A 24,954-nucleotide genomic window follows, 5' to 3' on the forward strand; every position below is an offset into this window, starting at 1 on the left:
TTTCCTTGTTTCGCCGTGCATGAGTTAACTTCAAACTCCTTTGTTTATTCGTAGACGTATTACTAACGCTTGCCGATTCGTTGTAAACGCAAGTGGCTGATAAACCAGTACCGTAATTCGCTTACCTTTGGTTAGTGATCCCAGACATTTCATTGACTCGCTCATGTACGGCTTTTTTACTTTTTATACCACCCCAAATGGAGTTGGATATGTCGGACTTACCAACCAAATTTCTGAGTAAGGAATCTTTGCTTTCGAAGGATCGCATCGGAGCCATGCTCTTTATGCTTGCGTGTTTATGCTATGGCTACCAAACCACGCTGATTCCTTTGTTCCCCGGTGACGAGTACGAACCCTTCACAGCAAGAACCTTACCTATCCTGCTAACGTTTATCGGCATTGGCCTTTCGTTGATCCTGCTTATAACCGGACAGCCAGATAAAAAAGTCACATGCGACACTACGCCGTTGAACTGGAAACTGCTTATTGGCTTCTTGGTGTTAATGGCTCTGTACGGTGTTGGGCTGACTTATCTTGGCTTTGTTTTAGCAACCAGCTTCTTCTTACTTGCAGGCTTTTACCTACTGGGTGAGCGCCGCAAAGCTGTCTTATTTGGCGCGTCGTTTCCTTTCGTTATCGCGTTCTTTCTTTTATTAACTCAAGGCTTAGATATCTACCTAGAGCCTGGTTTAATCTTCACTCTTTGGTAGGGATAACATTATGTTAGACGGAATTTTACAAGGACTTTCGACCGCCGTGATGCCAATGAACATCATGATGGTAATTGTTGGCTGTTTTGTTGGTACCTTTATTGGGATGCTACCGGGACTCGGTCCAATTTCAGCAATCGCGTTGATGATCCCGATTACATACGGCCTAGATCCTTCTTCTGGCCTAATCTTGATGGCTGGTGTGTACTACGGCGCTGTATTTGGTGGCTCGACGTCATCAATCTTAATCAACGCTCCGGGTTGTTCTTCAACGGTAGTAACCGCATTCGATGGCTACCCGATGGCACAAAAAGGCCAAGCTGGTAAAGCGTTGGCACTCGCGGCTTACTCTTCTTTCACTGGCGGCACGCTTTCGGCAATAATGCTTTTGATTGCGGCTCCGGCTCTAGCAAGCGTGTCACTGAGCTTCCAGTCTTCAGACTACTTTGCATTGATGCTATTAGGTTTATCCGCTGTAGCGGCGTTTGCAGGCCCAGGTCAGGTAATCAAAGCGTGGATGATGACCATTCTTGGTTTGATGCTATCAACTGTTGGTATCGACAAAGGCGTTGGTGTTGAGCGTTTCACTTTCGGCCTAACGGATCTGATGGATGGCTTTAGTTTCCTACTTCTTGCTATGGCAACCTTCGCTTTAGGTGAGACTTTAATGGGTATTTTGAAACCAGAGAAAGACACTAGCGGCGAAGAAAGCCAAAAGATGGCTGATATTGGTAGCATGAAAATTACCAAAGAAGAGTTCAAAGAAGTGGCGCCAGTTTCGATTCGCTCCTCTATTCTAGGTTTCTTTACGGGTGTTTTACCGGGCGCAGGTGCAACTATTGCGGCATTTCTAAGCTACGGTATGGAACGTAGCCTTGCGCCAAAAGACAAACAGAAAGAGTTTGGTAAAGGCAGTATTCGTGGTCTTGTTGCTCCTGAATCAGCAAACAACGCAGCTTCAAGTGGTTCATTCGTTCCGCTACTGACGCTTGGTATTCCCGGCTCTGGTACTACCGCAATCATGCTTGGCGCCCTAATCGCTTACGGTATCCAGCCGGGTCCTCGCTTGTTCGTTGAACACCCAGATGTATTTTGGTCAGTAATTATCTCGATGTACTTTGGTAACATCGTACTGGTTATCTTGAATCTGCCTCTAATCCCTTACATCTCTAAACTGCTCGCGGTACCAAGAACGGTACTACTGCCAATGATTATCTTCTTCTCAATCACAGGCGTGTACTTGGTGTCTTTCAACACGATGGATGTTTTTGTAATGCTCATTGTTGCTATGGTTGCGATTGCGCTGAGGTTAGCTAACTTCCCACTTGCCCCATTACTCCTAGGTTTTATCCTTGGTGGATTAATGGAAGAGAACCTACGACGTGCATTGATGATCAGCGATGGCGAGCTGAGCTTCCTATGGGAACGACCAATCACGATGACGTTCACTATTCTGGCTGTGCTGGTACTATCTAGCCCAATCTTAGTAAAACTATTTAGAAGCTTTAAATCGAAGCCAGTAGAAGTGTAAAACTCTACCATTTCAACGAAACCTCAACGAAAGGAGCCATTGGCTCCTTTTTTCATTTAAAGCCTCAATTAAAACCAGCGGTTAAAGATGGTAGCAAACTCACAAACCTATCTTTACAACACACATGGCGCTGATATTCATAACAAATTCAAGTAAGGTAACCAGTTAGTTAACGTATTGGATTCTAAAACTATGGATTGGTTGATTCTATTCTTATCAGGGGTGGTTGGCGGTGTGCTTAACTCCATTGCGGGTGGCGGCAGCTTCATCACTTTCCCTGCTTTGTTATTTGCTGGCGTTCCACCAATAGCAGCCAACGCGACCAACACCTTTGCTTCATGCGCTGGTTACATCAGTGGTGCTTACGCACTGCGCCACGAAATTCAATCTGGTACCAAACAACTCAAGCTCGTTGTTGGGCTATGCGTAATTGGCGGCGGCATTGGTGCATTTTTACTACTACACACGCCAGAAGCGCTATTTACCCAATCCGTACCTTGGTTATTACTGTTCGCCGCTCTGCTTTTTACCTTTGGTGGCACTCTCAACAAATGGCTAAAGAAAGTAACCGCTAAACATAAGCACGCCACCAGCGCAGGGGCGTTCTTTTCCGCTGTATTGCTTTTGATCGTGTGTGTTTATGGTGGTTATTTTAATGCAGGCTTAGGCATTGTGACATTGAGCTACTTGGCGCTGGCTGGTTACACCAACATCAACGTGATGAATGGCATCAAACTGCTCGTGTCCGCGTGTGCTTCCCTCGCAGCGATCGTATTTTTTATCGTCAATGGTTCGATTGATTGGCCGTCTGGCATGGCTGTATTATTGGGTACATTGGTTGGTGGTTATTATTCAGCAAAAATCTCTCGCCGCATCCCTCAACACTATGTTCGAACCACAGTGATCATCGCGAGCTTTTTGATCACCGCTTACTTTTTCTATGCTAATTAGACGTTCGGTTTAATAAGACTTGCAACTGAAAAGATAAAGCCAAAAGACTCCACCCTGCTCATACCGATTTGGCTATTTTATTACTTATAAAATAGCCAAGCCAAAATGTGTGAGACGAGTCCTTCAATTAGCAAATTTGATAACAATTTAGACTGTTTTTTAGCCTTTATTTTGCCAAAGGTAGGATAATTCTCCTGTCGAAAGTGAGACTTCATTAGGAGGCGTTATGAACACTAAACTCGGTCATGTCATGTCATCAAGTCGACTCATTTGCTTTGTCGCTTTTCTTGCTGTCACATTCGCGTGGATCTTAAAAATGCCCGCTCTGTTTTCTGTGTCAGCGCTATTCTTACTGGTCAGTGCGATCGTTTATGTCACCGATCTTTGGAAGAATCAAAGAAAGAACCGCGAAGCTTAGCCAATTACGGTTTAATCGAACGAATTAAAAAAGGAGCTCATAGGCTCCTTTTGTGTTTTTCGCTTATCTAATTAGCCGTGCTAATCGCCGACGCCTTATTTAGCGACGGTTCTTTCTAGCGACGCCTTCTTATTAACGACGGAAGTTACGACCGTTACCGCCGCGGCGCTCTTTAAATGCAGACGCAGCTTTAGCTTGAGAAGCGTGGATAGACTCAACCGTTAGTTCCATTGGCTCACGAGGCTCTAGCCCATGGCGGAATGTACGTGAACGCGGAGGCATCTGATATTCGATGTCCGATGCTTTAGGCATGCGCTTGAAACGGTAAAGGTAGAAGTTTTCAACCTTCTCACGAGCCCATTCGGTTTTCTTCAGGTATTTAACTGCGCTTGCCACTGTAGGCTTAGTGTTAAAGCAGTTCATACGCATTGCCGCATCTAAAATTTCCCAACCATAGTGATCCACTAATTCAGTGATCATGGTTTCAAGCTTTAAGCCGTGTAGCGGGTTATTTTGTTGCAGTTCGATTCTTTCTTCTTCAGTCATAACATTACCTTTTTCAAGGCAACTAAAGGCCTTGAATTTACTCTAGAACACCGTCATCACTGACCATTTCTAGCTCAATCACTTGGGCATTACATCCATTGCCCTTATTTATCCCTTTATGATGGCATAAAGCATACTCGTTATCCTATTTATCTTTGAAATTAATTTTAAAATGGTTATTTAACGTCCAGATCATCATTAACAACACTTTAGTTAAGCAATAGCGCATACGCTATTAACTGGCAGACGTATTCGATGCGTTAATGAGTAAAAGAGCCTATAAACACGCTTGGTCACTGAATGAGGTGATGGCCTATATAGAAGCAAACACTGGTTCAATGTTTGACCCAGAGTGGGTTGAAGCGCCTAAACAAAACCTAGACAGCTTTATGGCCATTCGAGATCAATACAACGACGATGTACAACCACATATCATGACCGCCTAAGCGATAATTAGTTGTGTGTTTGAAGTGACCATCTAAAAATACGCAAACCAACAAAAAAGGATGCCAGTTGGCATCCTTTTGTTTTCTAGTTTACAGCTAATAAGAACAACAAGGTTCTTAACTGATTCTAACTAACGATTATACGTCGTAAGTTGTAGAAGCAGTATCGCCGCCTGTACCAGTCCAGTTTGTGTGGAAGAATTCACCACGTGGACGGTCAGTACGCTCGTAAGTGTGAGCACCGAAGTAGTCACGTTGAGCTTGAAGCAGGTTCGCTGGTAGACGTGCAGTTGTGTAACCGTCTAGGAAAGATAGCGCAGAAATCGTACATGGCATTGGGATACCAGACTCTAGAGATTTCGCTGCTACTTTACGCCATGCCACTAGGCTGCCTTGTAGGATGTTTTTGAAGTACTCGTCAGAACCTAGGAACGCGATGTCTGGGTTTGCTTCGTACGCATCACGTATGTTGCCTAGGAATGCAGAACGGATGATACAACCACCACGCCACATTAGCGCTACGTTACCGTAGTTTAGGTCCCAGCCGTTTTCGTTCGACGCTTCACGCATTAGCATGAAACCTTGAGCGTAAGAGATGATCTTAGAAGCCAGTAGAGCTTGACGTAGTGCATCAACCCACTCTTGCTTGTCGCCTTCAACTGGAGTGATTGTCTTCTCAAACAAAGCTTCAGCTTCAACACGTTGGTCTTTAAGAGCAGACAGGCAACGAGAGAATACAGACTCAGAGATCAGTGTTAGTGGGATACCTAGGTCTAGTGCGTTGATACCAGTCCACTTACCCGTACCTTTTTGGCCTGCAGTGTCTAGGATCTTCTCAACTAGCGCTTCACCGTCTTCATCTTTGTAGCCAAGGATGTCAGCAGTGATTTCAACTAGGTAGCTGTCTAGCTCAGTCTTGTTCCAGTCAGCGAATACTGCTTGCATCTCGTCAGCAGACATACCTAGGCCATCTTTCATGAACTGGTATGCTTCAGTGATAAGCTGCATGTCACCGTATTCGATGCCGTTGTGTACCATCTTAACGAAGTGACCAGCACCGTCGTTACCAACCCAGTCACAGCAAGGCTCACCAGCGTCAGTTTTTGCCGAGATACCTTGGAAGATTGGCTTAACCGCTTCCCAAGCTTCAGCCGCACCACCTGGCATGATTGAAGGACCGAAACGAGCACCTTCTTCACCACCAGATACACCAGTACCGATGAAGTGGATGCCTTTCTCACGACAATGCGCTACACGACGGTTAGTGTCTGGGTAGTTAGTGTTACCACCATCAATGATGATGTCGCCTTCGTCTAGAAGTGGGATTAGGTTTTCGATGAACGTGTCTACAACGTCACCAGCACGAACCATAAGCATCACTTTACGTGGCGCTTCTAGCTTCTCAACTAGCTCTTCTAGAGAGTAAGCACCAACAATGTTAGTACCTTTAGCTGGGCCTTCTAGGAACTCGTCTACTTTAGCAGCAGTACGGTTATGAGCCACAACTTTGAAGCCGTGGTCGTTCATGTTTAGGATAAGGTTCTGACCCATTACTGCTAGGCCAATTACACCGATATCACCTTTCATTATTTATATCTCCTTGCGGCTAGTCGCACTTATGCGATAGCACTTGCTGCATTTGAATCTAGGAACCACTCTGTTTCGCCAGTTTTAGACTGGATTTTCGCTGCCGGGTAAGGCAGCTCTGAAGCAGGAGTTGTATGAATTTCTTTAACGATCTCAACTTTACCTGCACCTAGTACTAGGTAGCTGATTCGTTTTGCTGCTTCTAAAACTTTCGCTGTTTTAGAAACACGGATTTGACCAGACTCCGGATGAGAAGCGAGTACAGACAGGTTCTCATCTTGGTAATTGGTTGCACCCGGGAATAGTGAAGCTGTGTGGCCGTCTGCGCCAACACCCAGCAGAATCCAATCGAAAACTGGCGTGCCGTTTTCTGTTGGGATTACGTCTGCCATCTCTTTTGCGAAACGCTCTGCTTCTGCTTTAGGCTCATCTTCACCACGGATGCGGTGGATGTTCTCTGCTGGAAGGTTCACGTTTGAGAAAAGTAACGTATTCGCTTCACCGAAGTTGCTTTCAGCGTCGTCTGGTGCAACGCAACGTTCGTCGCCCCACCAAAAGTGAAGGTTATTCCATTGAATACCTTCTGCGTATGGTGCTTGAGCTAAAAGCTTGAAAAGCATTTTTGGCGTGCTGCCACCAGACAATGAAATGTGAACAGGTTTACCCTGCTCGCTGTACACTTTCATTTCGTTTGCTAGGTTTTCAACGACCAATTCTGGCGTTGCAAAGATCTTGTGATTGATCATAGTTCGCAGTAATCCGTGTCTGTTAAGTTTTTGCATGGGAAACGCCATGCGCGGCCATCACGTTGCAGAAGTTCATCCGCTTCCTGTGGGCCCCAAGTACCACAAGCATAGCCAAACAGCGCTTGAGGATCTTGCTTGAAGTCTAAGATTGGTTGAACGTACTTCCAACAAGCTTCTACTGCATCGGTACGAGCAAACAAAGTTGCATCACCGTTTAGTGCATCAAGAAGAAGACGCTCGTAAGCCGTTAGCATTTGAGTTTCAGGCAAGTCAGAGTAAGAGAAGTTCATTTTCACTTCTTTTGCTTTGAAGCCTGCGCCCGGCTCTTTCAAACCAAAGCTCATCTGAATTCCTTCATCCGGTTGGATACGGATAATCAGTTTGTTCTCTGGTGCATCTTGACCAAATACTGGGTGTGGCGTGTTCTTAAAGTGAATCACGATTTCAGTCACACGTGTTGGTAAGCGTTTACCTGTACGTACGTAGAAAGGAACACCATTCCAACGCCAGTTATTGATGTGAGCTTTCAAGCCGATGTAAGTCTCGGTACGAGAATCATCCGCTACACCGTGCTCTTCACGGTAACCGAGCAAATGCTGGCCGCGAACATCAGACGCTGTGTATTGACCTAAGACTAGATCTTTACGCAGGTATTCTTCCTCAAGAGGCTTAAGACACTGAAGCACTTTAACCACTTCATCACGAATAGAATCAGCGTTAATTTGTGCAGGCGGCTCCATGCCCACCATTGCTAGCACTTGTAGCAGGTGGTTTTGGAACATGTCACGAACAGCGCCAGAACCGTCGTAGTATCCGCCACGCTCTTCAACGCCAAGGAACTCAGCACCTGTGATTTCAACGTATTCAATGAAGTTACGGTTCCACAGTGGTTCAAACATCGCGTTTGAGAAACGAAGCACTAGAAGGTTTTGTACCGTTTCTTTACCAAGGTAGTGGTCAATACGGTAGATCTGGTGTTCTTGGAAGTGATGATGGATCTCTTCATCCAACGCTTGAGCTGATGCTAAGTCGTAACCAAATGGCTTCTCGATGATCAGACGACGCCAGCCGTTCGTTTCATCGTTCAGGCCATGCGCAGCAAGGTTTGCTGGAATAACACCGTATAGGCTTGGCGGGGTTGCCAAGTAGAACAGTGTGTTATGGTTTTCAAATTGGTAGTCTTGCTCAAGCTTATCTAGACGTTGTGCTAAACGAGCGTAGTCGTTTACATCTGAAGTGTTGATCGCTTGGTAATGCAGATGTTCAATAAATGCATTCAGCGTCTCTGGCTCAGTTTTTTCCATTTCCTGAAGAGACTTCTTCAGCTTCTCACGGTAAGACTCATCGCTGTACTCAGTACGGCTCACTCCAAGAATCGCAAAGGATTCTGGTAGTTGATTGCTAGCATACAGGTGGTACAAAGCAGGAATTAACTTACGGTAAGTTAGATCTCCCGACGCACCAAAAATAACGATGCTGCTGTTTTCAGGTATTACCATCATCTTTCCTATAAAAACAAGGTTTTTAGTATTCGCCAAAGGTATCAGCGACATACGAAAATAGATAATAGGTCTTAACTATTACATCAATAGTAAGCGCCTATTAAATTTGAGAATGCGTTTGGTAAACGAGGGTGAAAGCTATCACCTCTATTCGGGACAGTATTGTCTATGACTATTTGATTTACATCAACCACTGTGAAAGCAATCGATTAAATATTGACTCATTTCGAACAAATTCTAATCGATAGTTCCGTTCATTTGACTCGAGGGAGAAGCAAATCGGCATTCTCAAACAGTGTAGTCAAGAAAGAACGGTATCTGGTCGGTGGAGTGAGCAATAGGAAAGGGAGAAAAAGGTAAAACCAGCTTATTCAACTGGCTTTATATTTATTTTGATGGTGTCGTGTTTATCTTTGCGCTTTGTTGTAGCAGCGCTCCGGGCGACCTACGGTACCGTAATTTAAGTCTGCGACTAACTCACCAGTGGTAATCAAAAATTCTAAATAGCGTCTGGCGGTGGTTCGGCTAGCACCAATTCGTTCTCCGGCTTCATCGGCGGTAATATTAACGGCATCAGCTTGCTGAAAAATGGCTCTGATCTTATCCAACGTTACGCCATCAATCCCTTTTGGTAATGTTGACACTTTTCCTGAGTCCGCTTTGGCGTTGGCTTGCAGCATCTTATCGACCAAACCTTGGTTCAAATCAGACACACTTTCAAACTCTTGCAACTGCGATTGATATTTTTTCAGCGCCGCTTCCAAACGAGGGAACATTACTGGTTTCAATAGATAATCGACCACCCCACCACGCATTGCTTGCTGCAGCGTATCGACATCCCGAGCAGCAGTAATCAAGATAACGTCGCAGCCTTGATTGCTCCCTCTTACGTGATTAAGAATATCGAGCCCACACCCGTCCGGCAGATACACATCCAATAAAACCAAGTCAGGCTTTAATATGTCTAATTGCATTAACGCTTCAGACTGCGTGGTCGCTATCCCCACCACATCAAAGCCACCCATCTGTTCTAAATAACGATGGTGTAGCTCTGCAATCGCAATATCATCTTCAATGACCATGACTCTCGTGATTGCGTTCATTTATGTTCTTCCTTTAACCATGTTTTTTCCGTCACGATGATCTTCACAAGATCGCTTCGTGCTTAATTATTATTGTTCTTCTTTTGGCAAATAAACCGTCATTCGCGTGCCAAAATCTTGGTTGTCGACCATTTCAAGCTGCCCTTGATATCGGTCTGCCAGCTGCTTTATCAGATACAAACCCACACCACGATTTTGCTTCGCTTTGCTCGATACGCCTTTTTCGGTGAGTGCTTTGGTCGCCAACTCTTTCGGCAAACCGCACCCTTTGTCTTCTACTTCTACGATAATTTCATTACCAAAATCACTGATTGAAACTTCAATAACCCGACGCGCTGGCGCAATTTGACCCTCTTGCTTAATCGCCGTCATGGTGGCGTCAAAGGCGTTATCAATCAGGTTGCCAAGAATTGTGACAACGTCATCCGCGTTTAACCAGCTAGGCAGAGCTTCAAGCCTTGATCCCTCTTCCACTTTAAGCTCTAACCCAATCTCTCGAGCTCGCTCTGTTTTGCCTAAAAGCATGCCTGCAATAAGAGGGTCTTTCACCGTCTCTCTTAAGAACTCAATTAAGCTCTGGTAATGAGCGGTTTCTTGACCAATCAATTGTTGAACAGAGTCCAGCTCGCCCATCTGAATCAAGCCACTGATGGTGTTGAGCTTGTTTTGATGCTCGTGGGTTTGTGAACGCAATAGATCAGCATACTCTTTGGTTTGTGAGAGCTGGTCGGTTAAATCGTTGATTTCATTTCGTAATCGGAAACTCGATACCGCCCCGACCACCTCACCTGCCACTATAATCGGGCTACGGTTAGCAATGATTCGCTTATTGTTCAAATACAACTCTACATCGTGGTCGGTGTCGCCCGTTGATAGCAGTTGTTCTAAATCACTGCCTGGCAATACGTCAGAAAGGCGCTGTTGATTGAGTGCTTTATCCCTGTCTATCGATAAAATATCGCAGGCACTTTTATTAATAGAACGCAAAATGCCGTGCTTGTCGATGCTCAGAATGCCCTCTTTCACGGTACTCATGGTTACATCTAGCTCAACATAAAGTCGCCCTATCTCTTCAGGCTCAAAGCCTAAAATAGCGCGTTGAAAACGGCGAGATACATAACTCGAAATCAAAGCGTTGACCGCAACCACCAGCAACGCCATCACAATCAAAAAGGCTAAATAAGGTTCGATTCGATCTTGTAAAGAATCCAATAAGTAACCAACTGACACCACCCCAACAACGGTACCTTGAGTGTCTTTTACCGCGGATTTACCACGAACTGAAAAACCCAGCGATCCCTTGGCTGTCGACACATAAGACTCGCCCAATACCAATGCTTTTTGGTTATCGCCACCACGCATGGGTTTGCCGAGCCTGTCATCGTAAGGGTGAATCAGGCGGATACCTTTATCATCTCCAACAACGATAAACGCCGCGCCAATGAGCTGAGTAAGGTTACGAAATTTAACTTGGGTTTTTTCAGACAAAACGTAGGGAACGCCATCAGGGTCCAACGTTCCATTTTCTTGAATAATGCTGGTGACAAGTGGCGATTCAGATAGAAATTCAGCAACACCTAACGCTTTCAAACCCATCTCTTGTTCTTGAGATTGTTTGATGTAGTAAAAACCAGCCGCTGCAAGAATCAAAAGTTCAACGAGGCCAGTGACCGTCATGATAATCAGTAACCTTTTACGGAAACTGATACTGCTCCATTTCATATTCCACCGTCCCTAGTGTTAGACGATCAATGTTAACACCAAGTTAATCGCATGACCTTTCTAGGGACGTGAATTTGTGACTGCTACTCAACTAAATAATTGAGCAGATTGTTAATTGATAATCCTTTACGTTGTTCATCTCGATTAATCGTTCATTTTTAGGACTGATTAGCTTAAAAACCAAAATAAACGAATAAATATTGAGCTAGATCACTAAGCTTTTAGGTGTTTTTTAGGTTGTTTAAAATAAATACAATTATAATGGTTGCATATGAAGAAGTTTATTGTTGCTAAGCCATAGGTCATGATTTTCAGACCGCGCTTTGAATCGAAACTTCGATTAACAAAATAGCAACAACCCTTCGCTCGCTGGACGTATCTATAACTAAAAGTTGCACGCTCGCCGTTACGAATGATGAACAAACGGATTAAGTATTCTCCCCTATTCATCCATCGCTATTTCAAACTCGGCTAGCCAGACAACGAAGAGGTGACTGATAAAAGCATCACCCAATAATAAAACATTGATGAGCAGGAAGTATCGATCAGTCAGTGGCAACGTCCAATAGAAACAGGATAACAAACATAACGTATAAACATTGTTGAAAAGGAAACAAGGCAATGAAACGCGATAACTTTGGAATTTGTCTTACTAAGACTATGCTGTTCAAACACTTACAATCGACTTTTACTCACGTAAGAGCCTATGAGAAAGATGGCACCTCCCCTCTCGATCTCAAGGTATTGTTAGCATTCCCGCAAATGTCAGGTAGAGATTTATTACAAACAATGCAAGGTTCAAGACAATTGGTATGGCGCGCCGATCACCATTGTCCTAGCTTTAAATAAGCCACTTCATTTTGTAAAAACACTTCTATACTGAACTTAAAGAGCATGCTTATGCGTGCTTTTTAAGTTTCATTTATCTTTGATATTCACGTCACTCAATCTTATTTACACTTGATTAACGAGTTATGAGAATTTCTATTCATATGAGACAATCTATTCAAGACAAATGACTATCGCCCTGTTAACATTAGAGTTAATACTCTAATTGGTATTTAATGCAGATGACCAAACCAAAATTCCGATACCTTGCGATCGCCAGTATGCTTCTCGGCACTATGGCTTCGCCAGGCTATGCAGCTCCGCTCACTTTTTCTGAAGCGTGGCAAATTCTCCAAGAGAACAACAACTCTCTTGCGGCTCAACAAGCCAACGTTGAACGTTATCAACACCTTCAGAACTCAACAAGTAGCCTCAATCTTCCTTCTATTACCTTAGGGGCTAACTACACGCACCTTGATAGTGATGTGACGATTAATGGTGAACAGTTTTCAGATAGCTTGAGTGGAGTAAACCCTGCTATATCCGCGATTTTGCGCCCTCTAGTTGGTGGCGTTACCTCAACGATTACCGAACAAGACATCTTTAGCTCTTCCATTCGTGCTGTGTGGCCTATCTTCACTGGTGGTCGAATAACCGCTGCGCAAAATGCGGCTGAAGGTAAAAGCGAAGAAGCGCAAAGCCAACTGTTGATGGAGAAACAAGCTCGCTACGAAGACTTAAGTAAGTATTACTTCTCGGTGATCTTAGCGGAAGACGTGGTGAGAACGCGTCAAGCCGTTGAAGCAGGCTTAACTCAGCATCGTGATTTCGCCATCAAGCTTGAACAGCAAGGACAAATCGCCCGAGTAGAGCGCCTACAAGCCGATGCTTCTTTAGATAAAGCGATTGTAGAGCGCACGAAAGCTCAGAACGATCTTAAAATTGCGCAATTGGCGTTGACCCAAATCCTTGGTCAAAATGAAAGTGTAGAACCCTCTGAACAACTGTTTATCAATAAGAACCTGCCTCATATGGACGTGTTCATTGACCAGACACTCATGACCTACCCCGGCCTTAAGATTCTTGATGCAAAAGAGAAACAAGCAAGCAGCTTAATTAAAGCCGAGAAAGGTAAATACTACCCAGAGGTTTACCTTTATGGTGATTACAGCCTGTATGAAGATGACTCTCTAGCCAGTGAAATGAAACCCGATTGGTTGGTTGGCATTGGTGTGAATGTGCCACTGCTTGATACCTCTGGCCGTTCCGACAAAGTCGCTGCGGCTCACAGTGCCGTATCACAGGTTCAATTCCTTAAGTCACAAGCTAAGCAAGACTTAACCGTGTTGGTACAAAAGACTTACCTTGAAGCAAACCAAGCCATTGAAGAGGTTCAAGGCCTGAACTCGAGCTTGTCTTTAGCTCAGGAAAACCTATTACTTCGTAAAAAAGCCTTCACACAAGGGTTATCTAACTCATTAGAAGTGGTTGATGCCGAGCTTTATCTTGCGAGCATTAAAACCCAGCAATCTGCTGCTCGCTTCAAATACCTAATCTCTCTCAACAAGCTGTTAGCGCTAACCAGCGAAATGAATGCTTACTCCAGTTACTTAACCTCCTCTGTTCCGTCTGATTTCGACTCAAAAACAGACACCGTTAGCCAGTCAAAAGGATAATTCATGAAACCTATTAAGCCCCTTCTTCTATCTTTAGTTGGTATCGGCGTTATTGGCTGGGTCGGATACAGTTTCTATCAAGCTTATCAACCTCAGCCGGTTAAGCTTCAAGGTCAAATCGATGCGCAGCAATACAGCATCTCATCGAAAGTACCTGGCAGAATTGATGAAATATTCGTGCGCAAAGGCGATTCGGTTGAAAAAGGCGAATTGATCTTCTCTCTACTAAGCCCTGAGATTGATGCGAAGCTAGAGCAAGCAAAAGCTGGTCAGAAAGCCGCTGGTGCATTAGCACAAGAAGCAGAGAATGGCGCGCGTACTCAACAGATCCAAGCGGCTAAAGACCAATGGTTGAAAGCCAAAGCAGCTGCCGATCTGATGGACAAAACCTACCAACGTGTAAACAACCTTTACAACGATGGTGTGGTTGCCGAGCAGAAGCGTGATGAAGCCAAAACACAGTGGCAAGCGGCGAAGTACACCGAAAGCGCTGCATTCCAAATGTATCAATTAGCGCAAGAAGGTGCGCGTGACGAAACCAAAGTGGCCGCCACTCAAAAAGCGTTAATGGCAGCGGGTGCGGTAGCGGAAGTTGAAGCTTACGCAAAAGACACACAGATCCACAGCTGGTTTAATGGCGAAGTCTCTCAGGTTCTATTGAGCAGTGGAGAACTTGCACCACAAGGCTTCCCTGTTGTGACTGTTATCGACACCAAGGATGCTTGGGCTGTGCTCAATGTTCGTGAAGACATGCTTAAGCATTTCGAGAAAGGCAGCCAGTTTGAGGCGTACCTACCGGCTCTGGATAAATCATTAACTTTCCAAGTAACTCACATCGCCGTAATGGGTGATTTCGCAACTTGGCGCTCAACAGACGCAGCACAAGGCTTCGATTTACGTACTTTTGAAGTAGAAGCGCACCCTGTCGATACGAGCGAAACACTGCGTATGGGCATGAGCCTAGTGGTTGAGCTTTAGGTGACTTATGTCTGCTAACTCTCAATATACTGGATCGCAATCTAGAGGCTCGCAATCAACTGAGCATCATAGAGCGAAGAATACCTTGCTTCGGCAGTGGGCGATTGTCCGCAAAGACAAATGGTTGTTGTCTTGCCTAACTTGGATTCCTTTGCTGCTTGCTGCCAGTATCTGGCTGATTTTTTCACAAGGGATCGCTCGTGACTTACCGGTCGCAGTTGTCGACCTTGAGCACAGTCAAATCTCGCAACAGTTCACACGCCTTGTTGATGCGTCACCAACGCTGCAAGTCACTCAGAAATACAGCTCTGCGAGTGATGCGGCGAAAGCGATGATCGAACGTGATATCTATGGTTATGTTGTGATACCAAGGCACTTCGACCGAGACCTTCTGCTCGGCTTGAATCCGCAAGTGTCTGTATTCTATAACAGCCAATTTATCTTAATCGGTAAGCTGGTGAACTCTGCCTTGCTGCAGGCTCAAGGGACTTTTAACGCGCAACTTGAAGTCGTGAAACAGCTGTCACACGGTGATACCACGGTGCAATCCGCATTAGGCCAAGCAGTAACGGTACAAAGCCAGATCACGCCGCTGTTCAACAAGAACACCAGTTATGCACAGTTCTTGGTGTCTGCGGTTATTCCTGCACTGTGGCAGATCATGATTGTGGTGGGCACGATATTGGTTTTGACGGCGAACGTTAGAGCTCGTGGGCTTCACGCTTGGTTATCCAACGCCCCTATGAAGTCACTCGCATCAACATTAACGCCCTACCTTGTCTTGTTTTTGATGTTTGGTATCGCGTTTAGTTTTTGGTTCTATGTGCTCTTAGACTGGCCATTTAACGGCAGCTTTGTGGCATTGACTATTGCCCAACTGCTAACCGTGATCAGTTGTATCATTATGGGTTGTTTGTTTTTCTTCTTAACACTTGATCCAGCAAGGGCGATGAGTTTCGCTGGCGCATTTACGGCACCAAGCTTTGCGTTCATGGGTATTACCTTTCCAGTAACAGACATGAACACAGCTGCTCAAATTTGGAGAAGCTTATTGCCCGTGAGTCATTACATCGAAGTACAAACGGCGCAGTCTAGTTATGGTGTGAGCGCAGCACAGTCTTTGATCAGCCTCTCTTCTATGTTGTGGTACGCGGTTCCTGCTTTGGTGGTAATGTTGCTAATTAAGAAACACTTGGCGCAATCAACTCTAACTGCACAAGCAGATCCATCTACAAAAGCAGGTCTATCAGCAAAAGCAGTTTTATCTGCAAAAACAACGCCGTCAACACAGCCAGAAGCATCAGCACAACAAGGAGTAAAACGATGAGCTTTACTCAACGGCTCAAGCAAGAACTCTTAGCGGTATTGCGCAACCCTGTCGTGCTTCTTACGGTATTTGGTGGTGTGGTCTTCTATTCCTTCTTGTATCCATTGCCTTACGCGAACCAAGTTCCTCAACAACTGAAAGCTTCGGTTGTGAACTTGGATAAGAGTCAAAGCAGCTATCAATTAGAGCGTATGGTGGATGCCACCTCTCAAATCGAATTGGTTCGTCGAGACTCCACCATCGCCGATGCGAAACAAGCCGTACTTAACCAAGAGATTGGTGGGTTCCTCGTCATTCCAGAAAACTTCTATAAAGACTTGCTGCTCGGTAAGAGCCCGACACTTTCTTACGCTGGTGATGCTTCTTACTTCTTGGTCTACGGAACCATTGTTGAAGGGCTTGCCAAGGCCGGTGGTACGTTAGCTGCGCAAGTTAAGGTCAGCCATTTGTTAGTCGAAGGTGTGCCTTTAGAATCGGCAGCCAAAGGTTACAGTGCATTCAGCTTGAACCTGAAACCAACGTTTAATAGTCACATGGGATACATCGATTACGTGGTTCCAGCCGTCTTTGTTTTGATCCTGCAACAAACCTTAGCCATGGCTTCTGGTTTAGTTGGCGCGACCCAAAATGCTCAATCGACATTTGGTTACTGGAGTAAGACCTCTCCAGCGAAATTGATGCTTGCCCGCTGTTGTACCTTAGTCGGCATTTATTACCTGTTGTCGATGTACTACTTCGGCGCTAGCTTTTCGATGTATGGGATAAACCAGATCGCCTCAACAACACAGATCTTAACCTTACTTCTGCCCTTCTTACTGGCCAGTTGTTTGATAGGGATTTTGATTGGTGAGTTAGTACCACGAAGAGAACTCGTCACGGTAGTAGTGTTAATCAGTTCAATGCCACTGATCTTCTCTTCAGGTTTTATCTGGCCAGTTGAAATGATGCCTGAATGGTTAGTTCTGTTATCACAGCTATTCCCAAGCACACCGGCTATCCAAGGCTTCTTAGCACTTAATCAGATGGGCGCATCTTGGCAAGAAGTGGCGTCTCAATGGACATTGCTATGGGGACAAGTTTTGCTGTGGGGTTCATTATTGGCACTTAAGCTCTACCACAAATCCAGTAAAGGCACAGTTGGCAATAGCAATAGTCATCGGGCCGTTTAGTTTTATGTGCTAGCGGAAAGTACTCATGCTTTCCGCTAGAACATAAAAGCTCTGATAAAGGGCTTTTTTAATATCCTCAGATCCAAAGACACCTTCAGCCTTCGAATGTTTAAACACCGCCAAAACATATCGAATACTCGAACTCTCCTACGTTCGCTCTATGTCCCCCTCTATGTCCCGACAGCCCATCACTCTGAATTATCCTTCACCCGCCCCTAAAACAACTACTGCATATACTTTTCTCTGCCTAAAAAGCATCGACTTATTCCCAAATGATGACAAAACCCGAACAATTGTAAATTTATTGTAAAAATCTCTTTGTTGGCATTATTTTTATGTATAGGATTATCAGTAGGGCTTAATATCCCGAATACCATAGTCTTATTGGTGCACATACCAAAAGGATATCCATACAAAGCAAGATCAGTACTTATATTTATTTCGTTTTTCGACCTAGCTACAGCCGTTTATGTTGCCGTCGAATGAAGTAGATAAACCACTGAGATATACAAATCAAATAGAAAACAAACACAACAGCAACAAACATAATTTATTAAAAAGACAGGGAAAACCATGAAAAACATACGTGAATTATTTTTTGGGTTTATATTATTGTTTAGTTCCAGTGCATTTGCAGAAGAAGGATCATTTAACCAAGCTATCAGCAACTTAAGTCAAAGTGTTGATGGTTTTTTCAACGAATACACAGGTTGGTTCGTTGGGCTGATATTTAAAAGCGTACCGATTGGTGAAGCTAACTTCCCAGTGATTGTTGGCTGGCTGTTGCTCGCTGCGATCATCTTCACTGTTTATTTTGGCTTTGTTCAATTTAAACGTGTCGGCATGGCGATAGACATTATCAAAGGTAAGTATACCGATCCTAACTCTAAAGAGGACGGCGAGGTTTCTCACTTTCAAGCGTTAACAACGGCGCTTTCTGGTACTGTCGGACTTGGTAACATTGCCGGTGTAGGTGCTGCACTTGCGATTGGTGGTCCTGGCGCGACATTCTGGATGATCTTGTGTGGCCTTCTGGGTATGGCTTCTAAGTTCTGTGAGTGTACTTTAGGTGTGAAATACCGAACTATCCTACCTTCAGGTGTTGTTTCGGGCGGTCCAATGTACTACCTAAGCCAAGGCCTGGGTGAAAGAGGTTTAGGTGGACTAGGTAAAGTGCTCGCTATTGGTTTCGCATTAATGTGTATTTTAGGCGCATTGGGCGGCGGTAACATGTTCCAAGCTAACCAAGCACACGCCATGTTAACTTACGCATTTGATGTACCAAGTGAATACGGTGTGATCACTGGCCTTGTACTTGCCTCTTTAGTTTTCTCTGTGATTGTTGGTGGTATGCCTTCTATCGCATCGGTAACAGAAAAAGTTGTTCCTTGGATGGCTGCTCTGTATATCGGTATGGCTCTGATTGTTATCGGTTCTAACCTTGATCAAGTTGGCCCTGCGTTCAGCGCAATCTTTACAGGTGCATTTACTGGTGAAGGTGTTGTTGGTGGATTTATTGGTGCGCTAATTCAAGGCTTGAAACGTGCAACATTCTCGAACGAAGCAGGTGTAGGTTCAGCAGCTATCGCTCACTCAGCGGTTAAAACAAAAGAACCAATCACCGAAGGTCTAGTATCACTATTAGAACCGTTCGTTGATACGGTAATCATTTGTACAATGACCGCATTGGTTATCACTATCGCTGGTTTAAACGTAGGTCCATTCGATGGCTCTGGTTTAACGGGTGTAACGCTGACTGCTGCATCGTTTACTGAAACGGCAGAAGTATTCAAATACACACTCGCTCTCGCAGTAATCATGTTTGCGTTTTCTACCATGATCTCTTGGTCGTACTACGGTCTTAAAGCTTGGACTTACCTATTTGGTGAAGGCAAAACAACAGAGCTGATTTTCAAAGTGATGTTCTGTGTGTTTGTTGTTATTGGTGCCACGATTCAATTTGGTGCGGTAATCGACTTCTCTGATGCGGCTATCTTTGCGATGTCTATCTTCAACATTCTTGGTCTGTACTTCTTGATGCCAGTTGTGAAGAAAGAACTGCAATCGTTTGTTGCTCGTGTGAAATCAGGCGAAATCAAAACGTATGAGAAATAACGTTTAGTGGAATGAGGTTTTGCTCTAGTAGCTAACTGCATTCTAAGAAACGACACAGCTCTAAAAACGAAACTGTTCTAAAAATTTTTGTAAGACCCTTTGCTTGAGAAAGCGAGAACAGGACTGCAACTTATCCAAAATCCCTACCAGCTTGGCTTGTGGGGATTTTTTATGTCTGAACGATTAGGCGAATAACTACCTTCAATGCCCTGCTCACTCTTTTCACCCTTTTCACTCTGTTCATCATCGTGTTCAACATCGACACAACGAACCAACTCTTCTACTTTGATCATCTCTTTTTGCGCTAATGGCGAGCGACAATCACGGTGTTTTTCAAGGTAGTTGTCATCATTTGCTTACTTATTAAGCAGCTTCTCTTTCTGGATTTAGGTGAACGTCACCAACAGGCGCACAGTTCCTGATATCACCAGACCACCGCTCAGGCTTTCGCTGTTTTGCAGCGAGCAATACCTCTACACGACGCTTCAAGATCTCTTTATCTTTTCCATTGTGACGCTCTGAAGGCGTGACGTAATTTAGCTGACTGTGCTTGTGCTCGGTGTTGTACCAGCGTACGAAGGCTTCAACCCAACTTTGGCTACTATCGATTGTTTCAAAGCCTTTCGTTGGCCAGCTTGGCATGTACTTTACCGTGCGGAACAATGACTCAACATACGGGTTATCATCACTGACTCTTGGGCGACTATACGATGAAGTAATACCTAACTCTTCCATTTTTGCTTTGAACGTCAACGACTTCATCGGCGCACCATTATCTGAGTGAAGAACCAGTGCTTGATTGAAGCACTGCTCTCGCATCAACGTTCGTTGCAGAAGTTGTGACGCTAGCTCACCGCATTCATGCTCATACACTTCATAACCAACAATTTTTCGACTGTAGATGTCCTCAATGACATACAGGTAATAGTGTTGGCCTCGAACCTTTGAAGGTAAGTAAGTGATATCCCACGTATAGACTTGGTTTGAGTCCGTCGCTGTGTAACTGGTTGGCTTCGCTTGCTTCTGTCTGCTCCGCTGACGACCTCGCTTGTGAAGTTGCCCCTGCGTACTCAGTACTCGATAGTAGCTCGACTCAGAGGCGATATACTCACCTCTATCAAGCAGTGTCGGGACGATTTGAGTTGGAGGCAAGCTTGCGAACTCAGAGCGGTTACACACCTCGACAATCGCATCACGCTCTTCCTGAGACAGCTTGTTAGCAGGCTCAGGTCTGGTGCATATTGGCCTTTTGTCAGCTTGAACTTCTCCTTGCTGATACCAGCGACGATAGGTTCTCAAGTCAATTTGAACTTCATGGCAAGCTAGCTGTAAACGGCATCCGCATTGCTTCGCTTCAAGGATTAGAGTCACTATGGTCTGCCTTTCATCGGTTGAGGTTAGTCGTCCTCTGGCTCTTCCCCGTAAAAGGCTCTCAGCTTTTTTCTTAGTACCAAGAGAGCGGCCGTTTCAGCGAGTGCTTTTTCTTTGAGTCGTAAATCTTTCTTCAACTCTTTGATTTCAAGTTTGTCAGCTTTAGCCTGCTTCTTTGCTTCAGCTTCCTGCTCTTTACTCGACTTAAACCCTTGCATACATTCGCTGCGCCAGCTTTGGATTTGCTCTGGAAAAAGACCTTTTTCACGACAATATTGGCTGAGTTCACTTTCTGTCATTGAGTAGGTTTCAGCGACAATGGCAAGTTTAGTTTGAGCTGACCACTGCTCTGATGAAGTGTTGCTATTTGGCACGGCGGCTCCTGAACGTCTGAGTTGCTGGCGCCAATTATACAGGGTCGCAGTGCTAATTCCTTCCTCTTCCGACACTTCTTTAACTGACATTGAATAGGGAGGTAATAGCTTCTTCAATATAGCTTCTTTTCTTTCTACTGAGATACGAGACACAATTACTCTTTATCGCCCAAACTGGTTAAATTTTAACAGTGACAACTACCCTGCCAGATAGGGATCATCGAAACAATAAGCTATGGTGCAGTTCTCACAAAGATACTCTGGCATCACTCCATCCCTTGTCGTCAAAGCAGCCAAATGCGAGCTTGCAATCGACTGCGTGTTCATCCTGAACAACACTATTATGCAGCGACTCTGAGCTGAAAATATGTATGCAAAGTCATTTAATAGACAACAAGTAACATATCATTGTGGATATACGTAACTATTCACAAATATCTAAGCAAACAATGAAAACACGCAAATAATCAATAATGAGAAAGCACCGGATCTATGCTCTCGACAAACGCAAAACGCCCACATCACGTGTGTGATGTGGGCGTTTCAATATTTAGTGCAAAACTAACGTTAGGTTGGTAAAGCCTTCGGCTTATAGACCCATCTCTTCAGTGAGAGTTTTGATCTGTTTGAGGTCCATGGTGTGGACTTCAATCATTTGTCTTATATCACTCAGTCGAGAGTTAGCGTTATCTTGCTTCTCACACGCGTCAGATTTCGCATCCCATGATGTGCCATCTAAGTAAACATCACACGCTTTCTTAAGAGAACCAAGATTCTGCTCGAGTTGATCTCTTTCTTTCTCAAGTTTTTCAAGTTCTTGAGAAATCTGTAATTCTTTTCGGAAAACTTCACGCGCACGCTCAAACAAAGTCGATTGCATGTCAGCCTGACGATTAAGTTTCTGGTTGTCTTGCTGAGTTTGCTCTAACGTTTGCTTCTGTTCGTTTAGCTGCTGCTCTAACGAGTAGTTCGCTTTCTCTAAAACCGAAGACTGCTTCGCTAGGTCTTGGAGCTCTTTTTGATGTTCTTCTGTTTGTTTTACTAGAGCTGCTTCTACTTTTGCATCGATTTCGGTATCGACTTTTGCCACTTTAGTTTCAACGGATGTCATCAACTGTGTTTTGCTGTCATGCAGTTCTTGATAACGAGTTTCGAGTACCTGATAAGTGGACTCCCACTTCGAAGCCGTGATTGTAGAACCGATCAAGCCACCTAACGCCAAACCTATAACCGCAGCAATGCCGATATAAAGCTGACTGCGCTTATCGCGTTCTTCAATAACAACCACTTCATCTTGTTCGCTTTGTCCAGATTGCTGGTTCACTAGCGGGTACTCCCAAAAATTTGTTTAACGTTACACGGTCACTGACACGAATGCCAACACTGATTGTGAAGGCTCATTTAAACCTATCGCTCAAGCCAGAAGCACTTGAGCTTTACTAACACATTCATCCCACCTGTTTACAGGCAGGCTTAACGAGTTAACTCCGAAATCATCAAGCTGGCAGTATACAAAAGGAAACTGCTAACGATAACTATCACTACCCATTTTTGCAGTTTTTCGTTTGTCCGGTAACGAAATAGTACAAATGCCAAAGCCAATAAAAAAACAATCGCTATTAGTCGAGTCATAACTCCTCCTTGTTTCTCTATTTTATACCATTTAAATAAGCAAGTTACGTTAGAGACTCGTTGTTTGATCATTTAGTTGAACAACATTTGTGCAAACAGATATTTTGTAGCTGACATCACATTTTATATGATCTAGGATACGCCTACAGATTACCTAATTATTTAGGTAATTGTTCCGATGAAGACTGCAGGAGAGTGGTTTTTAACTAAACATTAACATTTAGTTAGATTGACCCGCCGAAGAAGTAAATCTTTCAGGTGCTTTATGCTGGAGAAATCCAGAAAAGTGAGGACTGTCGTTGGAGGAACCTCTGGAGAGAACCGTACTACTTTTTTTGTAGCAAGCGGTCGCCGAAGGAGCAAGCTTAGTGCCCGTTACTTATCTATAAGTGATTCGCTAAGTGAAACTCTCAGGCAAAAGGACAGAGGAGTGGAAAGCAACAGCCTTAATTAACACAAGAATTCTATCTAGAAATCCGTATGTATTAAGTAGTGCCCCCGATCCCTGAGATCTGCACTGCCTTCCCTCTTCTCCTTAAATTTTTAATTTATTAAGGGGAATCTATGAACCACCTACAAGCTACACTACAAACCATCAACCAATTCGTTTGGGGACCACCACTGCTTATTCTGCTAGTGGGTACAGGTATCTACTTTACTTTTCGCTTAGGCTTACTCCAGTTTAGACACCTCCCAACTGCACTGAAAATGGTGTTCAGCAAAGACAAATCTGGTACGGGTGACGTATCGAGTTTCGCGGCTTTGTGTACTGCACTTTCAGCAACCATTGGTACAGGTAACATCGTTGGTGTAGCGACCGCAATCAAGATTGGTGGCCCTGGTGCCCTATTCTGGATGTGGCTTGCCGCTGTATTTGGTATGGCGACCAAGTACGCAGAATGTCTACTCGCCGTTAAATACCGCAGAACCGATAGCAATGGCGAAATGGTTGGCGGCCCAATGTACTACCTGCAATACGGTGTCGGCTCACGAATCTTAGCGGTAATGTTCGCTGTCTTCGCGCTCGGCGTTGCTTGCTTCGGTATCGGTACCTTCCCACAAGTCAACGCTATCTTGGACGCAACTCAAATCTCATTTGGCGCTTCGCGTGAGATGTCTGCTGTCGTTCTTACGATATTAGTGGCAGTGGTTACCCTTGGTGGTATCCAATCTATCGCTAAAGTGGCAGGGAAAGTTGTTCCTACTATGGCGGTTATGTACGTCGTCGCGTGTTTAAGCGTTCTGATTTCAAATGCCGACCAACTACTGAATGCCATTACCCTTGTTGTGACTTCTGCGTTTACCAACACAGCAGCAACCGGTGGTTTCTTTGGCGCGAGCATCATGCTTGCTATCCAATCAGGTATCGCTCGTGGTGTGTTCTCGAACGAATCTGGCCTAGGTAGCGCACCAATGGCTGCAGCAGCGGCTAAAACAGACTCATGTGTGAAACAAGGACTTGTCTCTATGACAGGTACCTTCTTCGACACCATCATCATCTGTACGATGACAGGTTTGGCGCTTATCTTAACGGGTGCTTGGCAGACTGATCTTTCAGGCGCTGCGATGACCACTCACGCATTCGCTGTTGGTCTGAATGCAGATACCCTTGGACCTATGTTGGTTTCTGTTGGCTTAATCTTCTTTGCGTTTACAACAATTTTAGGTTGGAACTACTACGGTGAGCGCTGTGTTGTGTTCTTGCTAGGTACCAAAGCTGTATTGCCTTACAAGATCATCTTCATTGCGTTGGTGGCTTCTGGTGCATTCTTAAAGCTCGACATGATCTGGATAATGGCTGATATCGTGAACGGCCTAATGGCAATTCCGAACCTAATCGGGCTTATCTTGCTGCGCCACGTTGTTATCGAAGAAACCAAGCTATTCTTCAAACCGTTGACGTCTTCAAATGATTGTGAAGCAGTTAAAGCGTAAACTGAAGTGATTGAATACCAAGCCCGCATTCAACTGCGGGCTTTTTTATTTTCATCACATAGCGAAACGTCTTAAATTATTATGCAGCACATATGCCCTTATAAATAACAAGAATATTAAATCGACCACTATGCGATTTAATAAAGAAGATAGAAGACTACTAAAAAGAACACTAATAAAACCAACACTTAATTAGATATTACTTATATTTAACAGATTGTGCGTAGGTGTCAGGCGTTTTGTAACAAACATATTAAATTTCTTTTCGTTTCAACGACACAAAAAAC

Annotated in this window: 19 protein-coding genes, 2 pseudogenes and 1 riboswitch; of the genes and pseudogenes, 12 read left to right on the plus strand and 9 right to left on the minus strand. The window is 44.4% G+C overall.

The window, feature by feature from the left end; translation table 11 throughout:
* The first annotated feature begins 209 nt into the window (after positions 1-209).
* From BCU07_RS06615 to BCU07_RS06630, 4 genes are all read left to right on the plus strand, one after another.
* A complete protein-coding gene (locus BCU07_RS06615; protein ID WP_004733594.1) occupies positions 210-710 on the plus strand; it encodes a tripartite tricarboxylate transporter TctB family protein in 501 nt (166 codons plus the stop codon).
* A gap of 10 nt (positions 711-720) precedes the next feature.
* Positions 721-2,241 (plus strand): tripartite tricarboxylate transporter permease, encoded by a 1,521-nt coding sequence (locus BCU07_RS06620; RefSeq protein ID WP_004733593.1) that lies wholly within the window; start codon positions 721-723, stop codon positions 2,239-2,241.
* A gap of 192 nt (positions 2,242-2,433) precedes the next feature.
* The gene (locus tag BCU07_RS06625; protein WP_102333369.1) at positions 2,434-3,192 is read left to right on the plus strand and encodes a sulfite exporter TauE/SafE family protein; all 759 of its coding nucleotides are present in this window, start codon (positions 2,434-2,436) and stop codon (positions 3,190-3,192) included.
* A 226-nt stretch (positions 3,193-3,418) separates the two neighbouring features.
* A complete protein-coding gene (locus BCU07_RS06630) occupies positions 3,419-3,610 on the plus strand; it encodes a hypothetical protein (protein ID WP_102333370.1) in 192 nt (63 codons plus the stop codon).
* 132 nt (positions 3,611-3,742) lie between these two features.
* Here BCU07_RS06630 and BCU07_RS06635 read toward each other — a convergent pair whose 3' ends face one another.
* Positions 3,743-4,156: a VF530 family DNA-binding protein gene (locus BCU07_RS06635; RefSeq protein WP_010438513.1), complete on the minus strand. Its 414-nt coding sequence runs from the start codon at positions 4,154-4,156 to the stop codon at positions 3,743-3,745.
* A gap of 239 nt (positions 4,157-4,395) precedes the next feature.
* On the opposite strand from BCU07_RS06635, the pseudogene BCU07_RS06640 reads away from it, so the two are divergent.
* Positions 4,396-4,602: pseudogene (locus BCU07_RS06640) on the plus strand (metal-dependent phosphohydrolase); the annotation flags it as partial.
* 138 nt (positions 4,603-4,740) lie between these two features.
* Here the strand turns inward: BCU07_RS06640 and gnd are convergent.
* The 5 genes from gnd to BCU07_RS06665 form a co-directional block, all read right to left on the minus strand.
* Positions 4,741-6,189, minus strand: coding sequence for a decarboxylating NADP(+)-dependent phosphogluconate dehydrogenase (gnd, locus tag BCU07_RS06645; protein ID WP_017059712.1), 1,449 nt, complete (start codon positions 6,187-6,189; stop codon positions 4,741-4,743).
* Between the two features lie 29 nt (positions 6,190-6,218).
* Positions 6,219-6,935 (minus strand): 6-phosphogluconolactonase, encoded by a 717-nt coding sequence (gene pgl, locus BCU07_RS06650; RefSeq protein WP_102428963.1) that lies wholly within the window; start codon positions 6,933-6,935, stop codon positions 6,219-6,221.
* Positions 6,932-8,434 (minus strand): glucose-6-phosphate dehydrogenase, encoded by a 1,503-nt coding sequence (zwf, locus tag BCU07_RS06655; RefSeq protein WP_065583601.1) that lies wholly within the window; start codon positions 8,432-8,434, stop codon positions 6,932-6,934. The genes pgl and zwf overlap by 4 nt, the downstream gene beginning before the upstream one ends.
* 410 nt (positions 8,435-8,844) lie before the next feature.
* Complete coding sequence (locus BCU07_RS06660; protein WP_017059715.1) at positions 8,845-9,540, minus strand: response regulator; 696 nt, start codon at positions 9,538-9,540, stop codon at positions 8,845-8,847.
* A 69-nt stretch (positions 9,541-9,609) separates the two neighbouring features.
* Positions 9,610-11,262 (minus strand): sensor histidine kinase, encoded by a 1,653-nt coding sequence (locus tag BCU07_RS06665; protein WP_102428965.1) that lies wholly within the window; start codon positions 11,260-11,262, stop codon positions 9,610-9,612.
* A 621-nt stretch (positions 11,263-11,883) separates the two neighbouring features.
* Here BCU07_RS06665 and BCU07_RS06670 point away from each other — a divergent pair.
* From BCU07_RS06670 to BCU07_RS06695, 6 genes are all read left to right on the plus strand, one after another.
* Positions 11,884-12,111 carry a hypothetical protein gene (locus BCU07_RS06670; RefSeq protein ID WP_009846577.1) on the plus strand — a complete coding sequence of 76 codons (228 nt, stop codon included), beginning with the start codon at positions 11,884-11,886 and terminating at the stop codon, positions 12,109-12,111.
* A gap of 215 nt (positions 12,112-12,326) precedes the next feature.
* Positions 12,327-13,766, plus strand: coding sequence for a TolC family protein (locus BCU07_RS06675; RefSeq protein WP_017063805.1), 1,440 nt, complete (start codon positions 12,327-12,329; stop codon positions 13,764-13,766).
* A gap of 3 nt (positions 13,767-13,769) precedes the next feature.
* On the plus strand, positions 13,770-14,744 hold the full coding sequence (locus BCU07_RS06680; RefSeq protein WP_102333372.1) for an HlyD family secretion protein: 975 nt from the start codon (positions 13,770-13,772) through the stop codon (positions 14,742-14,744).
* Positions 14,745-14,751: 7 nt separating this feature from the next.
* On the plus strand, positions 14,752-16,071 hold the full coding sequence (locus BCU07_RS06685) for an ABC transporter permease (protein ID WP_102428966.1): 1,320 nt from the start codon (positions 14,752-14,754) through the stop codon (positions 16,069-16,071).
* Positions 16,068-17,240, plus strand: coding sequence for an ABC transporter permease (locus BCU07_RS06690; RefSeq protein WP_102428967.1), 1,173 nt, complete (start codon positions 16,068-16,070; stop codon positions 17,238-17,240). Before BCU07_RS06685 ends, BCU07_RS06690 begins: the two co-directional genes overlap by 4 nt.
* Before the next feature lie 573 nt (positions 17,241-17,813).
* Entirely contained in the window at positions 17,814-19,355 is a 1,542-nt protein-coding gene (locus tag BCU07_RS06695) for an alanine/glycine:cation symporter family protein (protein WP_017059723.1), read from the plus strand.
* Positions 19,356-19,498: 143 nt separating this feature from the next.
* Here BCU07_RS06695 and BCU07_RS06700 read toward each other — a convergent pair.
* The 3 genes and pseudogenes from BCU07_RS06700 to BCU07_RS06710 all read right to left on the minus strand — a co-directional run.
* Positions 19,499-19,678 (minus strand): annotated as a pseudogene (locus BCU07_RS06700) (hypothetical protein); the annotation flags it as partial.
* Positions 19,679-19,718: 40 nt separating this feature from the next.
* Positions 19,719-21,253, minus strand: a protein-coding gene (locus BCU07_RS06705) for an IS3 family transposase (RefSeq protein WP_413286081.1) whose coding sequence is annotated in 2 segments (ribosomal slippage) — positions 19,719-20,800 and positions 20,800-21,253 — 1,536 coding nt in all. Because the reading frame shifts where the segments join, the coding sequence is not laid out codon by codon here.
* Between the two features lie 436 nt (positions 21,254-21,689).
* A complete protein-coding gene (locus tag BCU07_RS06710) occupies positions 21,690-22,424 on the minus strand; it encodes a chromosome segregation ATPase (RefSeq protein WP_017066271.1) in 735 nt (244 codons plus the stop codon).
* 609 nt (positions 22,425-23,033) lie between these two features.
* Positions 23,034-23,168, plus strand: a riboswitch (glycine riboswitch).
* Between the two features lie 128 nt (positions 23,169-23,296).
* Between BCU07_RS06710 and BCU07_RS06715 the strand changes: the two genes are divergently transcribed.
* Positions 23,297-24,667: an alanine/glycine:cation symporter family protein gene (locus BCU07_RS06715; RefSeq protein ID WP_017059726.1), complete on the plus strand. Its 1,371-nt coding sequence runs from the start codon at positions 23,297-23,299 to the stop codon at positions 24,665-24,667.
* Positions 24,668-24,954: the final 287 nt, after the last annotated feature.

The organism is Vibrio sp. 10N.261.54.E10 (genome assembly GCF_002877735.2).
GTDB lineage: Bacteria > Pseudomonadota > Gammaproteobacteria > Enterobacterales > Vibrionaceae > Vibrio > Vibrio crassostreae_C.

Coding starts and splice junctions, on each gene's coding strand:
- BCU07_RS06625 (WP_102333369.1), top strand. CDS start 2,434: ATGGATTGGTTGATTCTATTCTTATCAGGGGTGGTTGGCGGTGTGCTT.
- pgl (WP_102428963.1), bottom strand. CDS start 6,935: ATGATCAATCACAAGATCTTTGCAACGCCAGAATTGGTCGTTGAAAAC.
- BCU07_RS06660 (WP_017059715.1), bottom strand. CDS start 9,540: ATGAACGCAATCACGAGAGTCATGGTCATTGAAGATGATATTGCGATT.
- BCU07_RS06675 (WP_017063805.1), top strand. CDS start 12,327: ATGCAGATGACCAAACCAAAATTCCGATACCTTGCGATCGCCAGTATG.
- gnd (WP_017059712.1), bottom strand. CDS start 6,189: ATGAAAGGTGATATCGGTGTAATTGGCCTAGCAGTAATGGGTCAGAAC.
- BCU07_RS06620 (WP_004733593.1), top strand. CDS start 721: ATGTTAGACGGAATTTTACAAGGACTTTCGACCGCCGTGATGCCAATG.
- BCU07_RS06670 (WP_009846577.1), top strand. CDS start 11,884: ATGAAACGCGATAACTTTGGAATTTGTCTTACTAAGACTATGCTGTTC.
- BCU07_RS06690 (WP_102428967.1), top strand. CDS start 16,068: ATGAGCTTTACTCAACGGCTCAAGCAAGAACTCTTAGCGGTATTGCGC.
- BCU07_RS06615 (WP_004733594.1), top strand. CDS start 210: ATGTCGGACTTACCAACCAAATTTCTGAGTAAGGAATCTTTGCTTTCG.
- BCU07_RS06665 (WP_102428965.1), bottom strand. CDS start 11,262: ATGAAATGGAGCAGTATCAGTTTCCGTAAAAGGTTACTGATTATCATG.
- BCU07_RS06635 (WP_010438513.1), bottom strand. CDS start 4,156: ATGACTGAAGAAGAAAGAATCGAACTGCAACAAAATAACCCGCTACAC.
- BCU07_RS06685 (WP_102428966.1), top strand. CDS start 14,752: ATGTCTGCTAACTCTCAATATACTGGATCGCAATCTAGAGGCTCGCAA.
- BCU07_RS06630 (WP_102333370.1), top strand. CDS start 3,419: ATGAACACTAAACTCGGTCATGTCATGTCATCAAGTCGACTCATTTGC.
- BCU07_RS06680 (WP_102333372.1), top strand. CDS start 13,770: ATGAAACCTATTAAGCCCCTTCTTCTATCTTTAGTTGGTATCGGCGTT.
- zwf (WP_065583601.1), bottom strand. CDS start 8,434: ATGGTAATACCTGAAAACAGCAGCATCGTTATTTTTGGTGCGTCGGGA.
- BCU07_RS06695 (WP_017059723.1), top strand. CDS start 17,814: ATGAAAAACATACGTGAATTATTTTTTGGGTTTATATTATTGTTTAGT.
- BCU07_RS06715 (WP_017059726.1), top strand. CDS start 23,297: ATGAACCACCTACAAGCTACACTACAAACCATCAACCAATTCGTTTGG.